This window comes from Cohnella baijiui, from assembly GCF_020731285.1.
In the GTDB taxonomy this organism is placed as follows: Bacteria; Bacillota; Bacilli; order Paenibacillales; family Paenibacillaceae; genus Cohnella.
Map to the genome: position 1 here is coordinate 163,451 of NZ_JAJFOW010000008.1, position 15,514 is coordinate 178,964.

Below are 15,514 nucleotides of genomic sequence, written 5' to 3' on the forward strand. Positions count from 1 at the left end.
ATTCCTTGATGCTAGGAGCGTTATGTTCACGATTTTTAGACGTTGATTCACAATCATGCGTTTTCAGAAAAAAACCTCCTATTCCGTAGGAATGGAGGTCGCCGATCCGATCGTATAGTTCGCTCGATATCGCTTCGGGCTCATGCCTTTTACTTTCTTGAAAATGCGGCCGAAATAGTTGATATTGTCGTAACCGACCCGCTCCGCGATCGCATAGCTCGGCAGATGCGTATCTCTGAGCAGCTGGGCGGCCCGTTCGATCCGAAGTTCGTTCAAAAACTCGACAAAGCCCGTGCCGGTTTCTTTCTTGAACACAAAGCTCAAGTACCCTTCGCTCATTCTCGTCATCGTCGCCGCCTGTTTTAAGGTGAAACTCTCGGCATAATGTTCCCTCATATAGGCGACGAGCGACTGAATTTCTTCCCGTCCCCGGTCGCGCGATAGGGAACGAACCGCCTGCAGGCTGCCGGAGACGTAACGGTCGAACCAGCGCTCGGCTTGCGAAACTTTCGAGAAACCGATAATCGCCCTATAGTCGGGCCTTTCGACTTCGAATTTCGGATCTTCCCCGGAAACGCCGAGCTTGCGAAAATGGCCCTTCAGCGCGTAGTAAAGATCCAAGCACGCTTGGATCGCTTGGGCTACCGGAGGCTTCATGGCCTTCAGGTTCGCGAAGAACGTCCCGACGAGACGGGCGATGTCCCTCTCGTCCAATCGCTCGACGGCGAGCGCGAGTTCCTTCTCCTGCGTCTTGGAAAGCGAAAGACGGACCCCGGCGTCGGCGACCGGCTCCGGTATGCCGAAGACGAACACCCGGTCGCCTCCGCCATAAAAGCCGCCCTCCAACGCTTGCACGGCCTGCGCGTACCCTCTCGCCAGCTCCCCCGCTTCCCGGCAGTGCCCGCCGAAGCCGACTTCGATCGTGGCGCCGGCGAATCGGGCAGCCGCGATCGCCAAGTCTGAGCCGATCTCGGCGAATCTGTCCCGCGGTTGTTGCTCGGTGAACCAGAGGACGAGCGCGACCTCGCGTTCCGAAGCTTTCACCGAAGAAGCCTGTGCCCATTTGCGGGCATTCAGTTCGAGCACGTGAACCAGCGTCTCCAGCGCCGCCGGAGATGACGCCCATTCGTCTCCATGTCCATTTCCCGTCCAGGCTTCGTCATCCGCGATTCGCGCGACCGTCACGTACGCGAACCGCCCGGAAAAGGCCTCTGCCAGCGAAGGCAGGTTGCGTTCATCCGGCTCCAGCCGCCCTTCGATGGCGCGAAGCATCAACGCCTCCGACGCAAGGACTTGAGGCGCCGACTGCGTACGGCTTTCTCCTCCGGATGTCGCAGCAACTGACACCGACTCCAAATGGCGCTCCGGCTTCAGCTTGCCCGCCGCTTCGCGCAGCAGCCGGATCAGCTTGTCCGGGTCGACCGACGCCTTCAATACATAATCGTCGGCTCCCAGCTTCATCGCGTTTTTCACATAGTCGAATTCGTCGTGGCTGCTCAGCACGAGAATCCGGACGCCCGGTTTGCTTCGCTTGACGGTTTCGATCAATTCGATCCCGTTCATGTTCGGCATTTTGATGTCCGTCAACAGAATGTCCGGGTTCACCGCGTCGAGTATGGCTAGCGCTTCCAAGCCGTCGCTCGCTTCTCCCGCGTATCGGAATCCGTTTCCTTCCCAATCGATGACGGATTTCATGCCGATGCGGACGATCAACTCGTCGTCGACCACCATGACGTTAATCGGCACCGTATGTCCCCTCCTTCCCGTCGAGAAGCGGCAGCCGATAAACGACCGTCGTTCCTTCGCCGGCGGCGCTGTCGATCGACAGACCGAAGCCGTCGCCGTACTGCAGCCTGATGCGATCGTGCACGTTGCTGAGCCCGATTCGTTTCGCTGTACCTTCCAGATCGGCTTTCTTCTCGTCCTCCGACAACCACCATCGGACTTCCTCCAAGCGCCGTTCGTCGATCCCCACGCCATTGTCCATCACCGTCAGCACAAGCAAACCTGCTTCCTGTGTCGCCTTGATCTCGATCCTGCCTTTGCCCGGCGCCTTTTCCAAGCCATGCTCGATGCTGTTCTCCACGATCGGCTGCAGCATGAACTTGATCGTCTCGGCTTGCAGCAGCTCATCCGGCACGTCGAATACGGCTTGCAGCTTTTCCCCCGACTTCAGCTTCATCAGGGTTACATAGTTCCGGACGTATTCCACTTCCTCCCCGAGCGTGTTCATGCTGCTTTCCCGTACGATGCTGCCTTCCATCAGTCCCGCGAGGCTCGACAGCATTTGGCCGACTTCCTTCTCGCCTCTGATGTAGGCGGTCCACTTGATGTTGTTCAGCGTGTTCAGGAGAAAGTGCGGGTTGATCTGGGCCTGCAGCGCGCGAAAACGCATCTCCTCCTTTTGCTTGTATTCGTCCTTCACGCGATGCAGCAAATCTTTGAGCTGCCCGAGCATCTGATTGTACGTCATTTGAAGCACGGAAATTTCTTTGGGCCCGTTGACGGTGATCGGACTGTTGAACTGATTGTTCTCCATGCTGGTCATCTTCTTGACCATCACGACGAGAGGCCGCGAAATGCCGTTGGCGATCGCGACGGTGAGCAGGACGAACAAGGCGACGATCACGCCGGACACCGCGAAATTGCTTTTGCGAAGATCGTAAATTTCTTTGAACACCGTATTGTAAGGAATGATCTGCACGATCGTCCAGCCGGTCTGGCTCACTCTGTAATAGTTGATGATTTTCTTGTCCGCGCCTTCTCCGACCGTCGCTTGTCCGCGGGAAACGTCCTGCCGGTCCATGATCGCATACGCGTTCGGCAAGTTGGAGCCCAGCTTCGTTTTGTCGCCGCCGGAAATGATCGTGCCGGAAGCATCGGTCAGGTACACCTCCCCTTCCAGCCCGGTCATGTAGCTGTACACGTCCTCTTCCGCTTTGCTGTAGAGCAGCACGCCCAGCTTGCGGTGCGTCTGCGGTTCCCGGATGATCTGCGCGAGGGAGATCGTCGGGCGCTTGTCGGCGAACGAATAATTCGAGCTGCGGTACACCCATAGCAGCAAATCCGGCGACTCGTTCAATCGCGCCATCCAGTCGCTCCGCATGATATCCGCGTAGACGCGCGGATCCGTATACCTCGACGTCGTCATGCCGCCATTGTAATCCAGTACCGCGACGTAGGACGTATGGTTGGATCTCGATACTTTATTCAACTCGGTATGCTGCAGCACATAGACGTCATAAGGCGTAAGCGCTTCCGGTTCTTGCAACAATTGAAGGACGCGCGGGCTTTGGACGATCTCGTTGGAAGCCGCGAACATCTCTTCCGTCGCGTATTCGATGTTTCGGCCCGCCAGCGTGAGCGCTTCCTGGGCGGAAGTGCCGATCTTCGTTTTGATCGTCTTCTCCAAGGGCTTGTCCAAAAAATAGAACGTGAATAAAAACGGTAGAATCAAAATGAGCGTGATGAGGAAAATGATTTGGTTTCGAATCGAGATCTTTCGGGAGAGGATGCCTAAGCGGATGTTCATTGCCACTTCTCCTGTCGGTCGAATTTCCATCCAAGTGTAAACCCGTCGAACGCATTCTGTAAAGGGAATCCGTTTTTTTCCGCGCGGCGCTTGTGGACATGCGACAAACCGCCCCGGACAGTTTACGTGGAAGGAAATGGATTCGTTTCATTAACAATATGCACTGTCTTATTGAGAGAGGAAGGCGAGCCAAGCGCAGCCAATTCCTCCTCGAAGCCAGGAAACAGATTTTCCGTAATCATCTTGTTGTGATTTACGTCCGCCATTACGCGAGCAATCATCAAACCTGCCATACTGCCTTCAATTACAATTGCCTTTCCCAATTGAAGATGGTTTTCCACAAAATAACTTTCTTTCTTTATGATCGATTAAATCAGTCGATGATCTTGCGTTTGTTGGTGATCAGTTTAAGGTTGGCAAGTCGATGAAGCCCTCGCCCGGGTACAGCCGTTCATGAACACAACGAATCACTTTTCCGCCGCACCGAGCAACAATTCCAGCATGTACATTTCGACCGCCTCGTAATTGCGCGCCTGCACAAGCTCCCCCACGCGGACGCTGTCTATTTTCCTGACCTTGTCTTCCAGCAGCTTCACCATGCGCAGACTGTTCTCCAGATGTTGGTAGGAGTGCTCCAAGGTTTGGGTTCTCATCGCTTTGACGTCTAATCCGACATATTCCCCGGCGCCTCCATAGCCGTTCTCCATCAGCACTTTGACCTGATTGAAGGCGGAACGGAGATTTTCGGCGCCGAACGATTTATCCTGATCGTATCGCAAGCCGTTTTGATCATTCAGATGGACGCCCCACAGCTTGCCGTGAGCCAGAGAAAACGCCATTTCGAACGCGGGATCCAATCCGGCGAGCACGGCATGAGCGGATTCGATCAGAACCCCTACCCTGGATGGGTCAGTCGTGCCGCTCGCGAATCCCAATACGTGCCCGGCGGTCGGGACGAAGCTGCGATCGATGGGCTCGTTGGGCTTGGGCTCGATCAAGATCCGGATTTCCGGATCGTAGGCCAGCATGGCGTTTACCGCCTCTCGCAGCCTTCCCAGAGCTTCGACAGGATCCTTGCTTTCCGCGCAAAGCGTGCCTTCGCGCGCCAACCACAAGACGATGCGGTTCGTACCGAGGCGTTTGGCGATATCGATCGAGCGCAGCGAGCGCCATAGGGCAAATTCCCGGTCTTCCCGGGAATTGGACGTGAAGCCCCCGGCTGCCGTTCTTGGATCCATCCAAAGCCGAGGGGCGACGAATTCCGCCTCGAGTCCCAGCCCGTCGAGATGCGCTTTGAGTTCGTCTGCGCTGGCGATGATTTGGTCTTCCGACAAATCGTTCATCTCCGGCACCGCATCGTCATCATGAAATTGAATGCCCGAGAAGCCGATCTCCTTAAACCTTAATAGCTTAGATTCCAACGTCAATGATGACCGGATCTCGGGTCCGAAAGCATCCGCACCTTCATGAACATTCCAGGGACCAACGGAAAACTTAAAGGTTGACATCGATGATCTTCTCCTTTTTACACCATTGTCGGATGGTAGAATGTACGGCAGTCGTTCAGCTTATTCTACGTTCTGCGTACTTCCTTTCGAACCGGAATATTCGGCTTACCGACAACAATAAGCCACCCCAGCGTAGGAGTGACTTTGATTGGTCGTTGAATTAACGTTGAAAAACCTTCTTAAATCAAAGCTAATTTACTGATGACGCTATTGGGGCCCGTAAAAATGGAACCTCCATCTTGCACGGTTTCGCGAATCAGACCGATTATCTTTGCACGATCGGCATTCACGATCGAAATCCAATCCTGCGGCGCGTCAGTCTCCGGATCGTGCTTTGCCCCCCACCCGGCCATTTCAAGCAAAATCGGGATGACGTCGAGTCCTTTCTCGGACAGGAAGTAAACCTCTTTCCGTTTATCGGATTCGTGAGGTTTTTTGACAAGAATGCCTTTCTGCTCCAAAAGAAGAAGCCGACTGGCAAGAATGTTTGACGAAATGCCTTCTTCGGATTCCATAAACTCTCCATACGTTTTCTTGCCAAAATAGACGATGTCCCGGACGATCAACAGTGACCAAGTATCGCCAAAGGTCTCCAAAGAAAAGTTAATCGGGCAATGTGATTTATTGTCTGAACGTTTCATGACCACAGCATATCATGCTTGCATGATAAAAGCAATTTAACTTGCATTACAAAAGTGATAGTGTTATGCTGTGGTCGTCTCAGATGGTATTTGATCCAGCACTTACAATCGATTGGAGGAGAAAGAAATGACGACGGATCAAACGGCGCTTCCGCCAGTCGTTCCAGAAGACGAATGGCGGAATGCCCTCGAAAAGCTGCTTGTCAAAGAAAAGGAGCTCACACGAGCGTTAGACTCGCTTGCCGCTGAGCGTAGAAGACTTCCAATGGTCCGCTTCGACAACGGATACGCCTTCGAGGGTCCAAACGGTACCGAGGACCTTTTGGATCTTTTTGACGGACGCCGCCAACTCATCGTCTATCACTTCATGATGGATCCCGGCTCCGATCACCGTTGCCGCGGCTGCTCATCCTTCGTCGACAACATCGGCCATCTCGCCCATCTGCACGCCCGTGATACCACCTTCGTTCTTGTCTCCCCCGCGCCGCTGTCGCAAATCGAACCGTACAAGAAACGCATGGGCTGGAGTGTGCCTTGGTTTTCATCGAACGGCTACGATTTCAACTTAGCCTGCGGTGTCGGCAAAGGATTTGGCCTTAGTGTCTTCCTTCGCGACAACGACAGAATCTTTCGTACTTATTTTACGACGTCGCGCGGCGTCGACAGACTCAGAGTCGATTTCAATTTCCTGGACCTTACCCCCTTCGGCCGCCAAGAGGACTGGGAAGATTCCCCTGAAGGTTGGCCTCAAACCCCGCCGTACACGTGGTGGCGCCTACACGACGAGTACGAAGAATAACAGAGGGCTATTTGACACGTTTAATCGGAAAGGGGGAACCGTCATGACCAAAACGTTGATCGTGGGAGCTACGGGGCTGCTTGGGAATGAATTGCTAAGAGCGAGTAAGAAGTATGGGAACGAGGTTCATGCGTTGGTACGATCGAAGACACGTCTGAACGCGGAGAAGATGAAGACTTTGGAAGCAGTCGGCGCAACGATCCACGTGGGCGATCTAGACGATTACGATAGTCTTCTAAAGGCGTGCAAGGCGGTCGATTGCGTCATTTCATCGGTGAATTGGCAGTCCGGTGACGAGAGGACACTCATTCAAGCGGCCAAGGACGCTGGCGTGAAACGCTTCATACCTTCTGCGTTCGGATTGGATTTTACCGTGGCGACTCCGGGTTCAAGTTTGATTATCGACAACTTTTCAGCCGTGTACTCATCCTTACTAGCAGCGGGTCTTCCATACACACTCATACACACAGGCGGTTTCTTTACTTACTGGGTAGCTACATTAGGGGACATGACGAAGCTCGGAAGCCCGCTTCCGCCCGAGGAAGTCAACTTGTACGGCGATGGGAAGGTTAAAGGCTCGTTTGTGAGCGAATCGGACGTCGCAACCGTTACCGTCCGTGCACTGAACGATCCGAAAATGGAGAATCAGGCGATCCATATCGGTGCGAACACGATCACTCAGAACGAAATGATCGAGATGTGGGAGAAGATGAGCGGCCGATCGGTAAGAAAGATTTCGGTGATGTCCGACGATATTGAGAACATCATTGCAAGCTCCGTCTCTCAAGACCAGAAGGTTATTCTCAGCGTCGCCCAACTCAAAAGGTCGTACTGGATTCGCGGCGAGTCGGTCAAGCACTCCACCCGTTCGAAAGCGGCTGAGGAACTTTATCCGGATCTGCCATTTCAAACGGTCCAAGAGGGACTGACTCGATTGCTTCATCACTAGAATTGAACCGTTCAGTCGATGACAGTCCACTACCAATAAAACTTGCCGCTACTTTTGACACGGTTCACAGTGCTGTCTGTAGCGGCAAGTTATGAATATGGCCATCCAGCGACGGATGGCCATAGATTTTTATTCGCCTTGCTCGGTCATACTTTGGGCGGAGTGCAGATAAGCAACATATTGCCGTCAGGGTCGTAGATATGGCAACCCCGCATCCCATCCGGAAACGGCTGAATTCCGTCTGTTTTTACGCCTTTTTGCGTTAATTCCTGAAAAGCCTGTTCAACATCAGATGTTTCGAAGAAAAATACGGAATACGGCAGTGGTGTAATGTCCTTGTGATGCGACTGTAGTAAAATCAGACCTGAGCCCTCCATCTTGAACTCAAGAAAGTCATCGCCCTCTGCCGATACCTCGAATGGAAACACCATCTTGTACCATTCTTTACCTTTCTTTAAGTCTTTCAAATGAATGAAACAGGTGTTGATTCGATTTTTGATGTTCATCCGCCAAACTCCCTTCCATTTTGATCTTCCACTTCATACACGAATGAACTTGAACAAATGATACAGCAGGGAAATAAAAAATTTGGACTAATTAGCCAATACCGAAAAGGCATTTCCTTCAGGATCATGAAATGTAAAATACAGCTTGCCTTGCAGCGAATGACGCACTACCTGAATCCCGGCCTGGATCAGGAGACGGTACGCTCCGGCAATTGCCATGGGCTGTTGCATTCGAAACGCTTCCAAAAACCGTTGAATCAATGAATCTTGTTCTTCTGTATTTTTATGATTAGAGTATGTATCTCTCAAATCCACATCTTGCGCGAGAGCATTTAATCGCTTGCGCGCTCGGTGAAGCGCGGCTTTCACCGCTCCTTCCGTGGTGTCCAGCATGTCTGCAATTTCCCGGGAACGATAACCGAAAACATCGGCTAATAAAACACTGGCTGCTTGGAATGGCGGAATTGCGGAAACCAAGAGATTCAGAGAATCCTTGATATCAAGCAAATATTCATCGGAATTTGAAGAGAATGTCTCGTAACCTTCCGGCAGACCCACATCTGCCTTTCTTTTTCGGCATTCGTCAATCCAGGCATTCGAAGCGACTCGAAACAAGAACGCCCTTGGCGATGGGTGCTGATAAAGCTTTTCCCTTGCTTTAAACGCTTTCAGTAAAGTATCTTGGAATAAATCGTCGGTGTCCCACGGTGTTCCGGTTAGCATCCGGCAATAGCTGCGCAATTCGCTTTCAAATTTCGCGACCAAATGTTCGAACATTCCGCCAACCTCGCTTGCTGTTTCGCTTTTCTCTATAAAATTTGGCCTCGGTAACAAAACTCCTTGTCGCCACGAGTAAATTTCTGTCAAATACTTGCCGTTACTTGTGGCACGGCTCACCGTCCCCACATACCGCCCTTTGATCTCAGGGCCTGAAACCCGTTTTCTCACAGATGCTTTGAATCTTCTCGGCTGGAAATGGCGTATCTCTGCTCTTCTCGACCAGACTCATGTAGAACTCATTCATGACCATGGCGATGGGAGCATACCTCTTGATGATGGCCGTTGCGGATTCAATTATTTCCGGGGACTTCGCACCATCCGCATATTGGCGTATGAAGTCTATCACTTCTGTTTGCTTCGTCGCGCCACCTAAAACCCTTGCCATCCAGTTCACCAACTCTGTTACCACATAACACCCATCATGCGTTTTGTTCCATTCGAGAAACGCCAATTCACGATCTGACAACTCAAACCGAGAAGATGTTGCAAGACCGAAGTCCGAAATATAAACACGATTTCCGTCGGTTAGTATATTTCTAAAGTGAGCATCGAAATGCTGCAACTCGTTCGCATTCATAAAGGAGACAGCGGATCGCAGGTTGGACTCCACCATGGCGAACGCCGAGGTGGCTGCATCCTCACCGATCTGGACCTGTTCGATAAGCCATTCATGAAGGTTATAGGGGAAGTACTCACAAAAAAGTACGACACAATCCACGGATTGCTTCATTTTCTCGAGACGATCCCGCACTGCATCGGAACCCCAAAACGCAATCATCTGGGGATCATCCATGGTCGAAGATCTCTTCATCCTTGGCAACACCCGCCAGTGATACATGAACGGAAAGCTCTCGCACTTTTTTGCTAACACCCAATTGGTGGTTATGGTATGGGCGGCAACCTCGCGCCACACGCCAAAACCCACTGAACCTATGCCATAGTGAAAAAATGGAGGAAGCTCGAATACATTTCGAGTGGACATCATGTTCTCTTTGCGTCTTTCTAACTCCGCAATCGGTATCATCTTTACGAATATGGACGTGTTATCAAGCTGCAACAATGCCGTTGTACCACCGATGTCCGTACCAAGGACCGTAGCATCATCCACTCGTTCTCGAAGCTGTTCATCACTTAATAAAGATAAGGCAGTTGACACGTCCGCATAGCGGGAAAGTCGAGTTTCGTGTGACACATCAAGCCCATGCAGAGATGATCTCATCTATCAATCACCATCCTTTCACAAATCACTTTCTCTTATTTAGGGTGCGGTTCCCCGCGTCGAAAATGTTTGAATAGGTCCATCCCAGTCGGCTTCTCTACCTTCTTGATAGTTGTTATTTGTATATTTCCCAATGGTCTTTCTCCAAAAAAGTTGAGCTGGTTTATTTTCTTCGATTTGAGCAACTTTCCAAACGCCGCTGAATCGATTAAATAATTCATAAGCTGCGCCTTGACCTACTCCAAGTTGTCTGTATTTCTTCATAACAAAGAACTCAGCAACTGAATAAATGGATTTGCTGTCTCCAGTAGACTCAAGCTTTCTTACTAAAGCAAATCCAGCTAGTTTTCCGTTTACGCGAATAAAAAATGGGTGTCTCCCCTCTTCCGTCCAATAGTGATCCAAATACTGATAATCATACAAGCCATTTTCATTTACATCCTCAGGATCAAACTCAGTGAAATCATATTTATAGAGCTCTAGGAGATTTCTTAAGGTCGATTTTCGATCATATTCGATTTCTTGAATTGTCACCATATTGCATAGCCTCCTTTCGCGATAAGTTATTGATTTTGTCAAATCCAATCGTGCGATTAAACATGCCTTTGAACCTTGACCTTACATTCGTTGGTTGACGGAGTCACATACTCCAAATAATTCACCGCAACGTTAAAATTCAACACCGGGATATACCCAACCATCATCATGCGCTTTTACCAAAAGGATATTTCCGTTTCCATCCTCTACAATTCCGCCTGCAGATACGATATGTGTTGGAAATGCCATTTCAAAACCTCCACTTTATCGGATTAACTTCTTTTTCGAGTTTATTCCTGTAATTTCCTGCTCAAAAAAAGAATGCATTTATTGAACCGAAACCGCCGTATACATCTTGCCGTTCTTCTCGTAGCGGATGCCCTTTTCGTCCTCTTGGTACGACGTCAGCTTTTCCTTGGTTCCCTCCTTGATCCGGAAAAGGTTGGCATCGGTGATATAACCATCGTTGCCGTCGGGGGCTTTGCTGATCGTTACGACGTCGCCCTCCTGCGGCTCAATCCCCATCTCAAACAAAAATCCGCCGCTTGAATGAAAATCCAGCAGGTGCCTGGCTTGGGTCGGTGCGTCCAGTCCCAGTGCCCACAGCTGCTCGCGTTCGGGCTGGTTCATCCCCGGTTGCCTCGAATAGGTCGAATAAACGATATCGTCTCCGGCTTGATAAAGCCCGCTTAAAAACACGTCAGATTTTCCGTCTTTCAGGGGAAGCGTATAGAGCTTCACGGCGTTTTCGGCCGTCAAAGCGCCGCCCTTCTTCTCGCTCAAATAGAGCGTATACGGTTCGGTGGGGTGGATGGATAGATCCTGGTCCACGCCCCCGAGCGGCGGCGCAGGCGCCCATACGATGCCTTTGTCGGTCTCGGCCGCGTATATATAATATTCAGCGTCTTGGTTCGGATAAGAGATCGTATAGGTTTGACCGCTGAAGACAAATGATCGCGTAAGCGCCTGGGTGCCGGAATCTCCGCCCGCGTCGCCCGCCTTGGCCGCAGGCGTCTGAACCAGCGCCTTCTCCGCTAAGTTCAAGTCGAAGATCCGGTCTTGGGGACCTTCGGCGGTTTCTCCGCCAGGCCCTTCGCTGGATGGCAAAACGAGCTGTCCGTCACGAATCGCGGGCTGCTGACCCGGCGGATAATACGAGGTCTCGGATTCCGTGCCGTCCGCCATTCGGAACGTAAGCGGGAAGGCTTCTCCGTTCTTTTTGTCGACGGCATAGGCATAAAAGGAAAGGCCATGACAATCGGCATACTGCGGCACGAGCAGAAAAACATCGGCGTCGGCAAACGATAGCTTCGTCATTCGGACCGTGTCCGCCGAGGGCTGAATGAAGGTCAGATCCGGCAATTCGGCGATGACGGTTCCGTTCTCGCCCTCTTTCGCGTAGACGACCTGATAGCTGCCTTGAAATTCAAAATCGGTTTCTTGGCCTACGCAGCTCGCGGCGCCGAGCGTTTCCTGCTTTTCACCGTTCGGGGCCACGACCTGCAGTTTGCCCGCCTCGGATGTTCCTTCCGCCCGTAGGACGGCAACGTGATTGCCGATATCTCCGATTCCGGGGCTGACAATCGGTTGGCTCCCCCCGGGGCCTTTGAAAGGCATCGCATCTTGAAGCCGAGCGACGATCAAGACGGCGAGCAGCACCGTTGCCGCTCCGACAAGCCAGGTCGCCGCAACGCTCGTTCGTCTTCCCGAATCGCGTTTGCCGGCGGTTTTCTGCTTAATGGCCTGCCGCAGGCGCTCGTCGAAAGGATCGCTGGCAAAAGGTCCTTTGCGGGCGCGTTCGTACCACGACGGTTTGTCTCGATTCATGAGAGCACCTCCTTCAGGCTTTGCTCGACTTTTTCCCGGGCGCGGTGCAGCCGGGATTTCACCGTTCCCGGAGCAACGTTCAGCAGCTTCGCCATCTCTTCCGTCGACAGCTCGTACCGGATATCGAGCACCAATGCTTCCCGGTATTTGTCAGGCAGCTTCATAATCACATCCCAGATATCGTCTACGTAACGGGTTTCCATATATTCGCTCTCCGCCGATCGGCCGGTTTGGGCGGACGTTATCGATGCGAACAAGTTCACCTTGCGGAAAAAGGCGGAGCGCTTGTAGCTGAACGCGGTGTTTCTCGTAATCGTCAGCAGCCAGGTTTTCAACGAAGATTGTCCCCGGAACGATTCGATGCGATAGTAGGCTTTGATAAACACATCCTGCGTGATATCGTCCGCAAGCTCCCTGTTCTTGGTCAGAAAATAGGCGTAATTCCAAATATCGCTGCCAAATTCATTCATCACGTGCTGCAAGGACGCCTCGTCCATCGTCGTGACGTTTTTTAGAAATTCGTGCTCCACCACGTTCACCTCGAACAATTAGACTCAAGCGGCCAACGTTTGGTTCCCAATTTCACCATATTTGTTTTAGAAATGATTGCAATCCCCGGAAAGGGCCAAATAAAGAGAGCCTGCATGGCGCAGGCTCTCTCTTCATTGGAGAATATAGTCCGGGGTTACTTTTCATCGCGCGAACGTTCATAAAGGCTTCGGAACTCGTCCTCCAATATCGCCATCAAGATCATATCGTGAAACTTTCCTTCCGAATAAAGGGCGTCTCGCTGTACCCCTTCTCTTAGAAATCCGATCTTCTCGTAAACGTGGATCGCGCGCGGATTAAAGGCATACACGCCCAATTCGATGCGATGCAGCTTCAGCTCTTCAAAGCCGTACCGAAGCATCTCGATAAGCGCTTGCGTTCCATAGCCCTTCCCGCGGTGATTCGTTCCCTGGATGCCGATGCGGATATTCGCTCTGCGGTTGATTGGGTCGATTTCGTTTAATACGACTTCGCCCAGCAGCTCGTTCGTTTGTTTCAGCACGATCAAAAAATCGACGCGATCGCGGCTTGGAACGCCGATTTTGCGAATCCATGCTTCGATTTCATCGCGGGTAAATTCGTTTTGCGACCCTGTCAGCCGTATCATCTCGGGGTCTTGCAAAAAGGCAAAGTAATCATCCAGATCGGAGTCTCGAGGGAATCTCAACAATAAATCCCGGCTCTCGAATTGCATAGCGGCGGATAGTTCCGGCCCAGGGTTGGTCATCTTCGGTTTCTCCTTTAAAAAACTACGGCGCTTAGGCGTGCTCCTGTTTGGCTTGCCGCTCTTTGAAAATCATTTTGAGCAAAAACGGCGTAATCAAAGTCGTCAAGATCACCACGATTACCAATACCGTAAAATACTTTTGGTGCAGAAGTCCGCTTTCCAGGCCGATGGTCGCGATGATCAAGGCTACCTCCCCGCGAGACACCATTCCCGATCCGATCCCGATCGAGGATCGCATTGAAAACCCCGTCAGTTTGGCTCCCAATCCCGCGCCTACCAATTTGGTTACGACCGCTACGACGGTCAGAACGGCGATGAGCCCTACATGCTCTCCCAACCCTTCGAAGGATACGGAGAAGCCGACGCTAACGAAAAAAATCGGCACGAAAATGGCATAGGCGATCGGTTCCAGCTTATGCTCCACTTCCAGTTTATACGAGGTTTGCGAAATCGCCAAGCCTGCTGCAAACGCGCCGATGATGCCCGCGACGCCAAACTCTTCGGCGACGAAGGCCAGAAAAAAGCAAACGATCAAGCCGGCGCTGATGACCGACTCCGTCACCCGAAGCGGCGCCAGCCATTTCATGAGCCACTTTGCGCCTTTCCAGATCATGAACCCGGCGATCACGAAGAAGATGAATTTCTTGCTGATGACTAACGCCAAATTGACTTCTTCCCCGCCGAACAGGCTGACGACGAACGCAAGCAGAACGACCACGAGAATGTCGTCGAGGATTGCCGCGCCTAGAATAGTCGTGCTCTCTCGGCTTTTCAACATATTCAATTCCTTTAGCGATTGCACGGAAATGCTGACGGACGTGGCGGACAGCAGCAAACCCAAAAAGATGGCGTGCGAGGTCTCCATTCCGATGGCTGCACCGACCAAATATCCGCCCAAAAAGGGGAGGATTATGCCCCCTAAAGCGACGGCGGTCGAAGATTTGAACGAGCGTCTGAGTTCGTTGATGTCGGTCTCCAGTCCGGCCATAAACATCAACAGCAATACGCCGATTTGGCTCAGCTCCTCCATGATTTCCGAGCTGCCGATCCAGCCCAGCATAGCCGGACCGATCACAACCCCGACGATCAGTTTGCCGACGACGGCAGGTTGTCCCAAACGGACGGAGAGATCTCCGGCAAGCTTGGTTGCAAGCAAAATAATGAGAATTGACAAAAAAAACATAGAGTACCTCCTTTTAGGTGGGAAAATAACGATGTAGATGAAGCCTAAAAAAGACAAAAAGGAGCCTGCGGTGTGCAGGCTCCTCCGGTAACAACAGTTTATCCAATTGTTTGGCTCTTCATTCCATTATCATATATTCGGCAAGCTTTCGCAAGTTGCGCGATACAAGGTTCGCTCATCATGATACAGATCCCTTGACCGTTTTTACCGATCCGGAAAAATAAATGCTTTCAAGAGGAGAAACCGGCTTTGGCCGTTCTTCCTCAGACCTGTCCTCTTGTCCTTTAACCGAACATTCTTCGCGGTATCTTCCTTCTTCGAGCTTCAAGTCGATGAAATCGACGACCTGCTGAAACGAGGCGATTTGGCGGACGACATTTTCGCGTTCGAAGCAAGGACGCGAGATGCATTATGAACTGATGACGGTCGTTCCGTATTTCGTACTCATGGAAATCAAGGATCTTTTAAAAAGCGGCCGCTTCAAAACGGTGATCAACACCTCGTCTTCGGCTCTCAAATTCACGAAAACGTTGAGTATTGAAACGCTGAAGCGGCCCCAAACGTTCCGCAAGCTGCTTGGCCCTTTCGCGGCCTCGAAGCTGGCGCTTTCGCTTTGGACGCAGGCCATCGCGCCGCAGCTTGCCGAAGAAGGCATTCGGATCCGAAGTGTGGATCCGGGCGGCAACAATACGCTTCGAAAAGGAAAACGAAGCGGTCTTCCCCCCTTGATCAAATTGTTGATGATGCTGGTTCGCAA

The 15,514-nt window shown here is 51.7% G+C and carries 15 protein-coding genes and 1 pseudogene; 3 read left to right on the forward strand and 13 right to left on the reverse strand.

Annotation, left to right across the window (positions count from 1 at the left end; all coding sequences use genetic code 11):
• Positions 1 to 78 precede the first annotated feature (78 nt).
• The 5 genes from LKX83_RS11410 to LKX83_RS11430 form a co-directional block, all read right to left on the reverse strand.
• Positions 79 to 1,746: a response regulator transcription factor gene (locus LKX83_RS11410; RefSeq protein ID WP_227882353.1), complete on the reverse strand. Its 1,668-nt coding sequence runs from the start codon at positions 1,744 to 1,746 to the stop codon at positions 79 to 81.
• Entirely contained in the window at positions 1,736 to 3,532 is a 1,797-nt protein-coding gene (locus LKX83_RS11415; RefSeq protein ID WP_227882354.1) for a sensor histidine kinase, read from the reverse strand. Before LKX83_RS11415 ends, LKX83_RS11410 begins: the two co-directional genes overlap by 11 nt.
• 122 nt (positions 3,533 to 3,654) lie before the next feature.
• On the reverse strand, positions 3,655 to 3,873 hold the full coding sequence (locus tag LKX83_RS11420) for a hypothetical protein (RefSeq protein WP_227882355.1): 219 nt from the start codon (positions 3,871 to 3,873) through the stop codon (positions 3,655 to 3,657).
• Between the two features lie 126 nt (positions 3,874 to 3,999).
• Positions 4,000 to 4,959, reverse strand: coding sequence for a TIM barrel protein (locus LKX83_RS11425; RefSeq protein WP_227882356.1), 960 nt, complete (start codon positions 4,957 to 4,959; stop codon positions 4,000 to 4,002).
• Between the two features lie 260 nt (positions 4,960 to 5,219).
• Positions 5,220 to 5,681: a winged helix-turn-helix transcriptional regulator gene (locus tag LKX83_RS11430; RefSeq protein ID WP_227882357.1), complete on the reverse strand. Its 462-nt coding sequence runs from the start codon at positions 5,679 to 5,681 to the stop codon at positions 5,220 to 5,222.
• 127 nt (positions 5,682 to 5,808) lie between these two features.
• Here LKX83_RS11430 and LKX83_RS11435 point away from each other — a divergent pair, with 127 nt between their 5' ends.
• Together LKX83_RS11435 and LKX83_RS11440 are read left to right on the forward strand one after the other, a co-directional pair.
• The gene (locus LKX83_RS11435) at positions 5,809 to 6,480 is read left to right on the forward strand and encodes a DUF899 domain-containing protein (protein WP_227882358.1); all 672 of its coding nucleotides are present in this window, start codon (positions 5,809 to 5,811) and stop codon (positions 6,478 to 6,480) included.
• A gap of 43 nt (positions 6,481 to 6,523) precedes the next feature.
• Positions 6,524 to 7,429 carry an aromatic alcohol reductase gene (locus LKX83_RS11440; RefSeq protein WP_227882360.1) on the forward strand — a complete coding sequence of 302 codons (906 nt, stop codon included), beginning with the start codon at positions 6,524 to 6,526 and terminating at the stop codon, positions 7,427 to 7,429.
• Between the two features lie 146 nt (positions 7,430 to 7,575).
• Here the strand turns inward: LKX83_RS11440 and LKX83_RS11445 are convergent, their stop codons facing one another.
• The 8 genes from LKX83_RS11445 to LKX83_RS11480 all read right to left on the reverse strand — a co-directional run bounded on the left by LKX83_RS11445 (position 7,576) and on the right by LKX83_RS11480 (position 14,757).
• Complete coding sequence (locus LKX83_RS11445) at positions 7,576 to 7,935, reverse strand: VOC family protein (protein WP_227882362.1); 360 nt, start codon at positions 7,933 to 7,935, stop codon at positions 7,576 to 7,578.
• Between the two features lie 87 nt (positions 7,936 to 8,022).
• Complete coding sequence (locus tag LKX83_RS11450) at positions 8,023 to 8,883, reverse strand: RNA polymerase sigma factor (RefSeq protein ID WP_227882364.1); 861 nt, start codon at positions 8,881 to 8,883, stop codon at positions 8,023 to 8,025.
• Positions 8,858 to 9,934 carry a protein kinase family protein gene (locus tag LKX83_RS11455; protein WP_227882366.1) on the reverse strand — a complete coding sequence of 359 codons (1,077 nt, stop codon included), beginning with the start codon at positions 9,932 to 9,934 and terminating at the stop codon, positions 8,858 to 8,860. The genes LKX83_RS11450 and LKX83_RS11455 overlap by 26 nt, the downstream gene beginning before the upstream one ends.
• Before the next feature lie 39 nt (positions 9,935 to 9,973).
• A complete protein-coding gene (locus LKX83_RS11460) occupies positions 9,974 to 10,471 on the reverse strand; it encodes a GNAT family N-acetyltransferase (protein WP_227882368.1) in 498 nt (165 codons plus the stop codon).
• A gap of 327 nt (positions 10,472 to 10,798) precedes the next feature.
• Complete coding sequence (locus LKX83_RS11465) at positions 10,799 to 12,298, reverse strand: hypothetical protein (protein WP_227882369.1); 1,500 nt, start codon at positions 12,296 to 12,298, stop codon at positions 10,799 to 10,801.
• A complete protein-coding gene (locus tag LKX83_RS11470; RefSeq protein WP_227882370.1) occupies positions 12,295 to 12,828 on the reverse strand; it encodes an RNA polymerase sigma factor in 534 nt (177 codons plus the stop codon). The genes LKX83_RS11465 and LKX83_RS11470 overlap by 4 nt, the downstream gene beginning before the upstream one ends.
• Positions 12,829 to 12,983: 155 nt before the next feature.
• Positions 12,984 to 13,574 (reverse strand): GNAT family N-acetyltransferase, encoded by a 591-nt coding sequence (locus tag LKX83_RS11475; protein WP_227882371.1) that lies wholly within the window; start codon positions 13,572 to 13,574, stop codon positions 12,984 to 12,986.
• A 31-nt stretch (positions 13,575 to 13,605) separates the two neighbouring features.
• Entirely contained in the window at positions 13,606 to 14,757 is a 1,152-nt protein-coding gene (locus tag LKX83_RS11480; RefSeq protein ID WP_227882372.1) for a cation:proton antiporter, read from the reverse strand.
• Between the two features lie 380 nt (positions 14,758 to 15,137).
• On the opposite strand from LKX83_RS11480, the pseudogene LKX83_RS11485 reads away from it, so the two are divergent.
• Positions 15,138 to 15,506, forward strand: a pseudogene (locus LKX83_RS11485) (Rossmann-fold NAD(P)-binding domain-containing protein); the annotation flags it as partial.
• Positions 15,507 to 15,514: the final 8 nt, after the last annotated feature.

Coding starts and splice junctions, on each gene's coding strand:
- LKX83_RS11435 (WP_227882358.1), top strand. CDS start 5,809: ATGACGACGGATCAAACGGCGCTTCCGCCAGTCGTTCCAGAAGACGAA.
- LKX83_RS11430 (WP_227882357.1), bottom strand. CDS start 5,681: ATGAAACGTTCAGACAATAAATCACATTGCCCGATTAACTTTTCTTTG.
- LKX83_RS11460 (WP_227882368.1), bottom strand. CDS start 10,471: ATGGTGACAATTCAAGAAATCGAATATGATCGAAAATCGACCTTAAGA.
- LKX83_RS11465 (WP_227882369.1), bottom strand. CDS start 12,298: ATGAATCGAGACAAACCGTCGTGGTACGAACGCGCCCGCAAAGGACCT.
- LKX83_RS11445 (WP_227882362.1), bottom strand. CDS start 7,935: ATGAACATCAAAAATCGAATCAACACCTGTTTCATTCATTTGAAAGAC.
- LKX83_RS11480 (WP_227882372.1), bottom strand. CDS start 14,757: ATGTTTTTTTTGTCAATTCTCATTATTTTGCTTGCAACCAAGCTTGCC.
- LKX83_RS11455 (WP_227882366.1), bottom strand. CDS start 9,934: ATGAGATCATCTCTGCATGGGCTTGATGTGTCACACGAAACTCGACTT.
- LKX83_RS11475 (WP_227882371.1), bottom strand. CDS start 13,574: ATGACCAACCCTGGGCCGGAACTATCCGCCGCTATGCAATTCGAGAGC.
- LKX83_RS11440 (WP_227882360.1), top strand. CDS start 6,524: ATGACCAAAACGTTGATCGTGGGAGCTACGGGGCTGCTTGGGAATGAA.
- LKX83_RS11415 (WP_227882354.1), bottom strand. CDS start 3,532: ATGAACATCCGCTTAGGCATCCTCTCCCGAAAGATCTCGATTCGAAAC.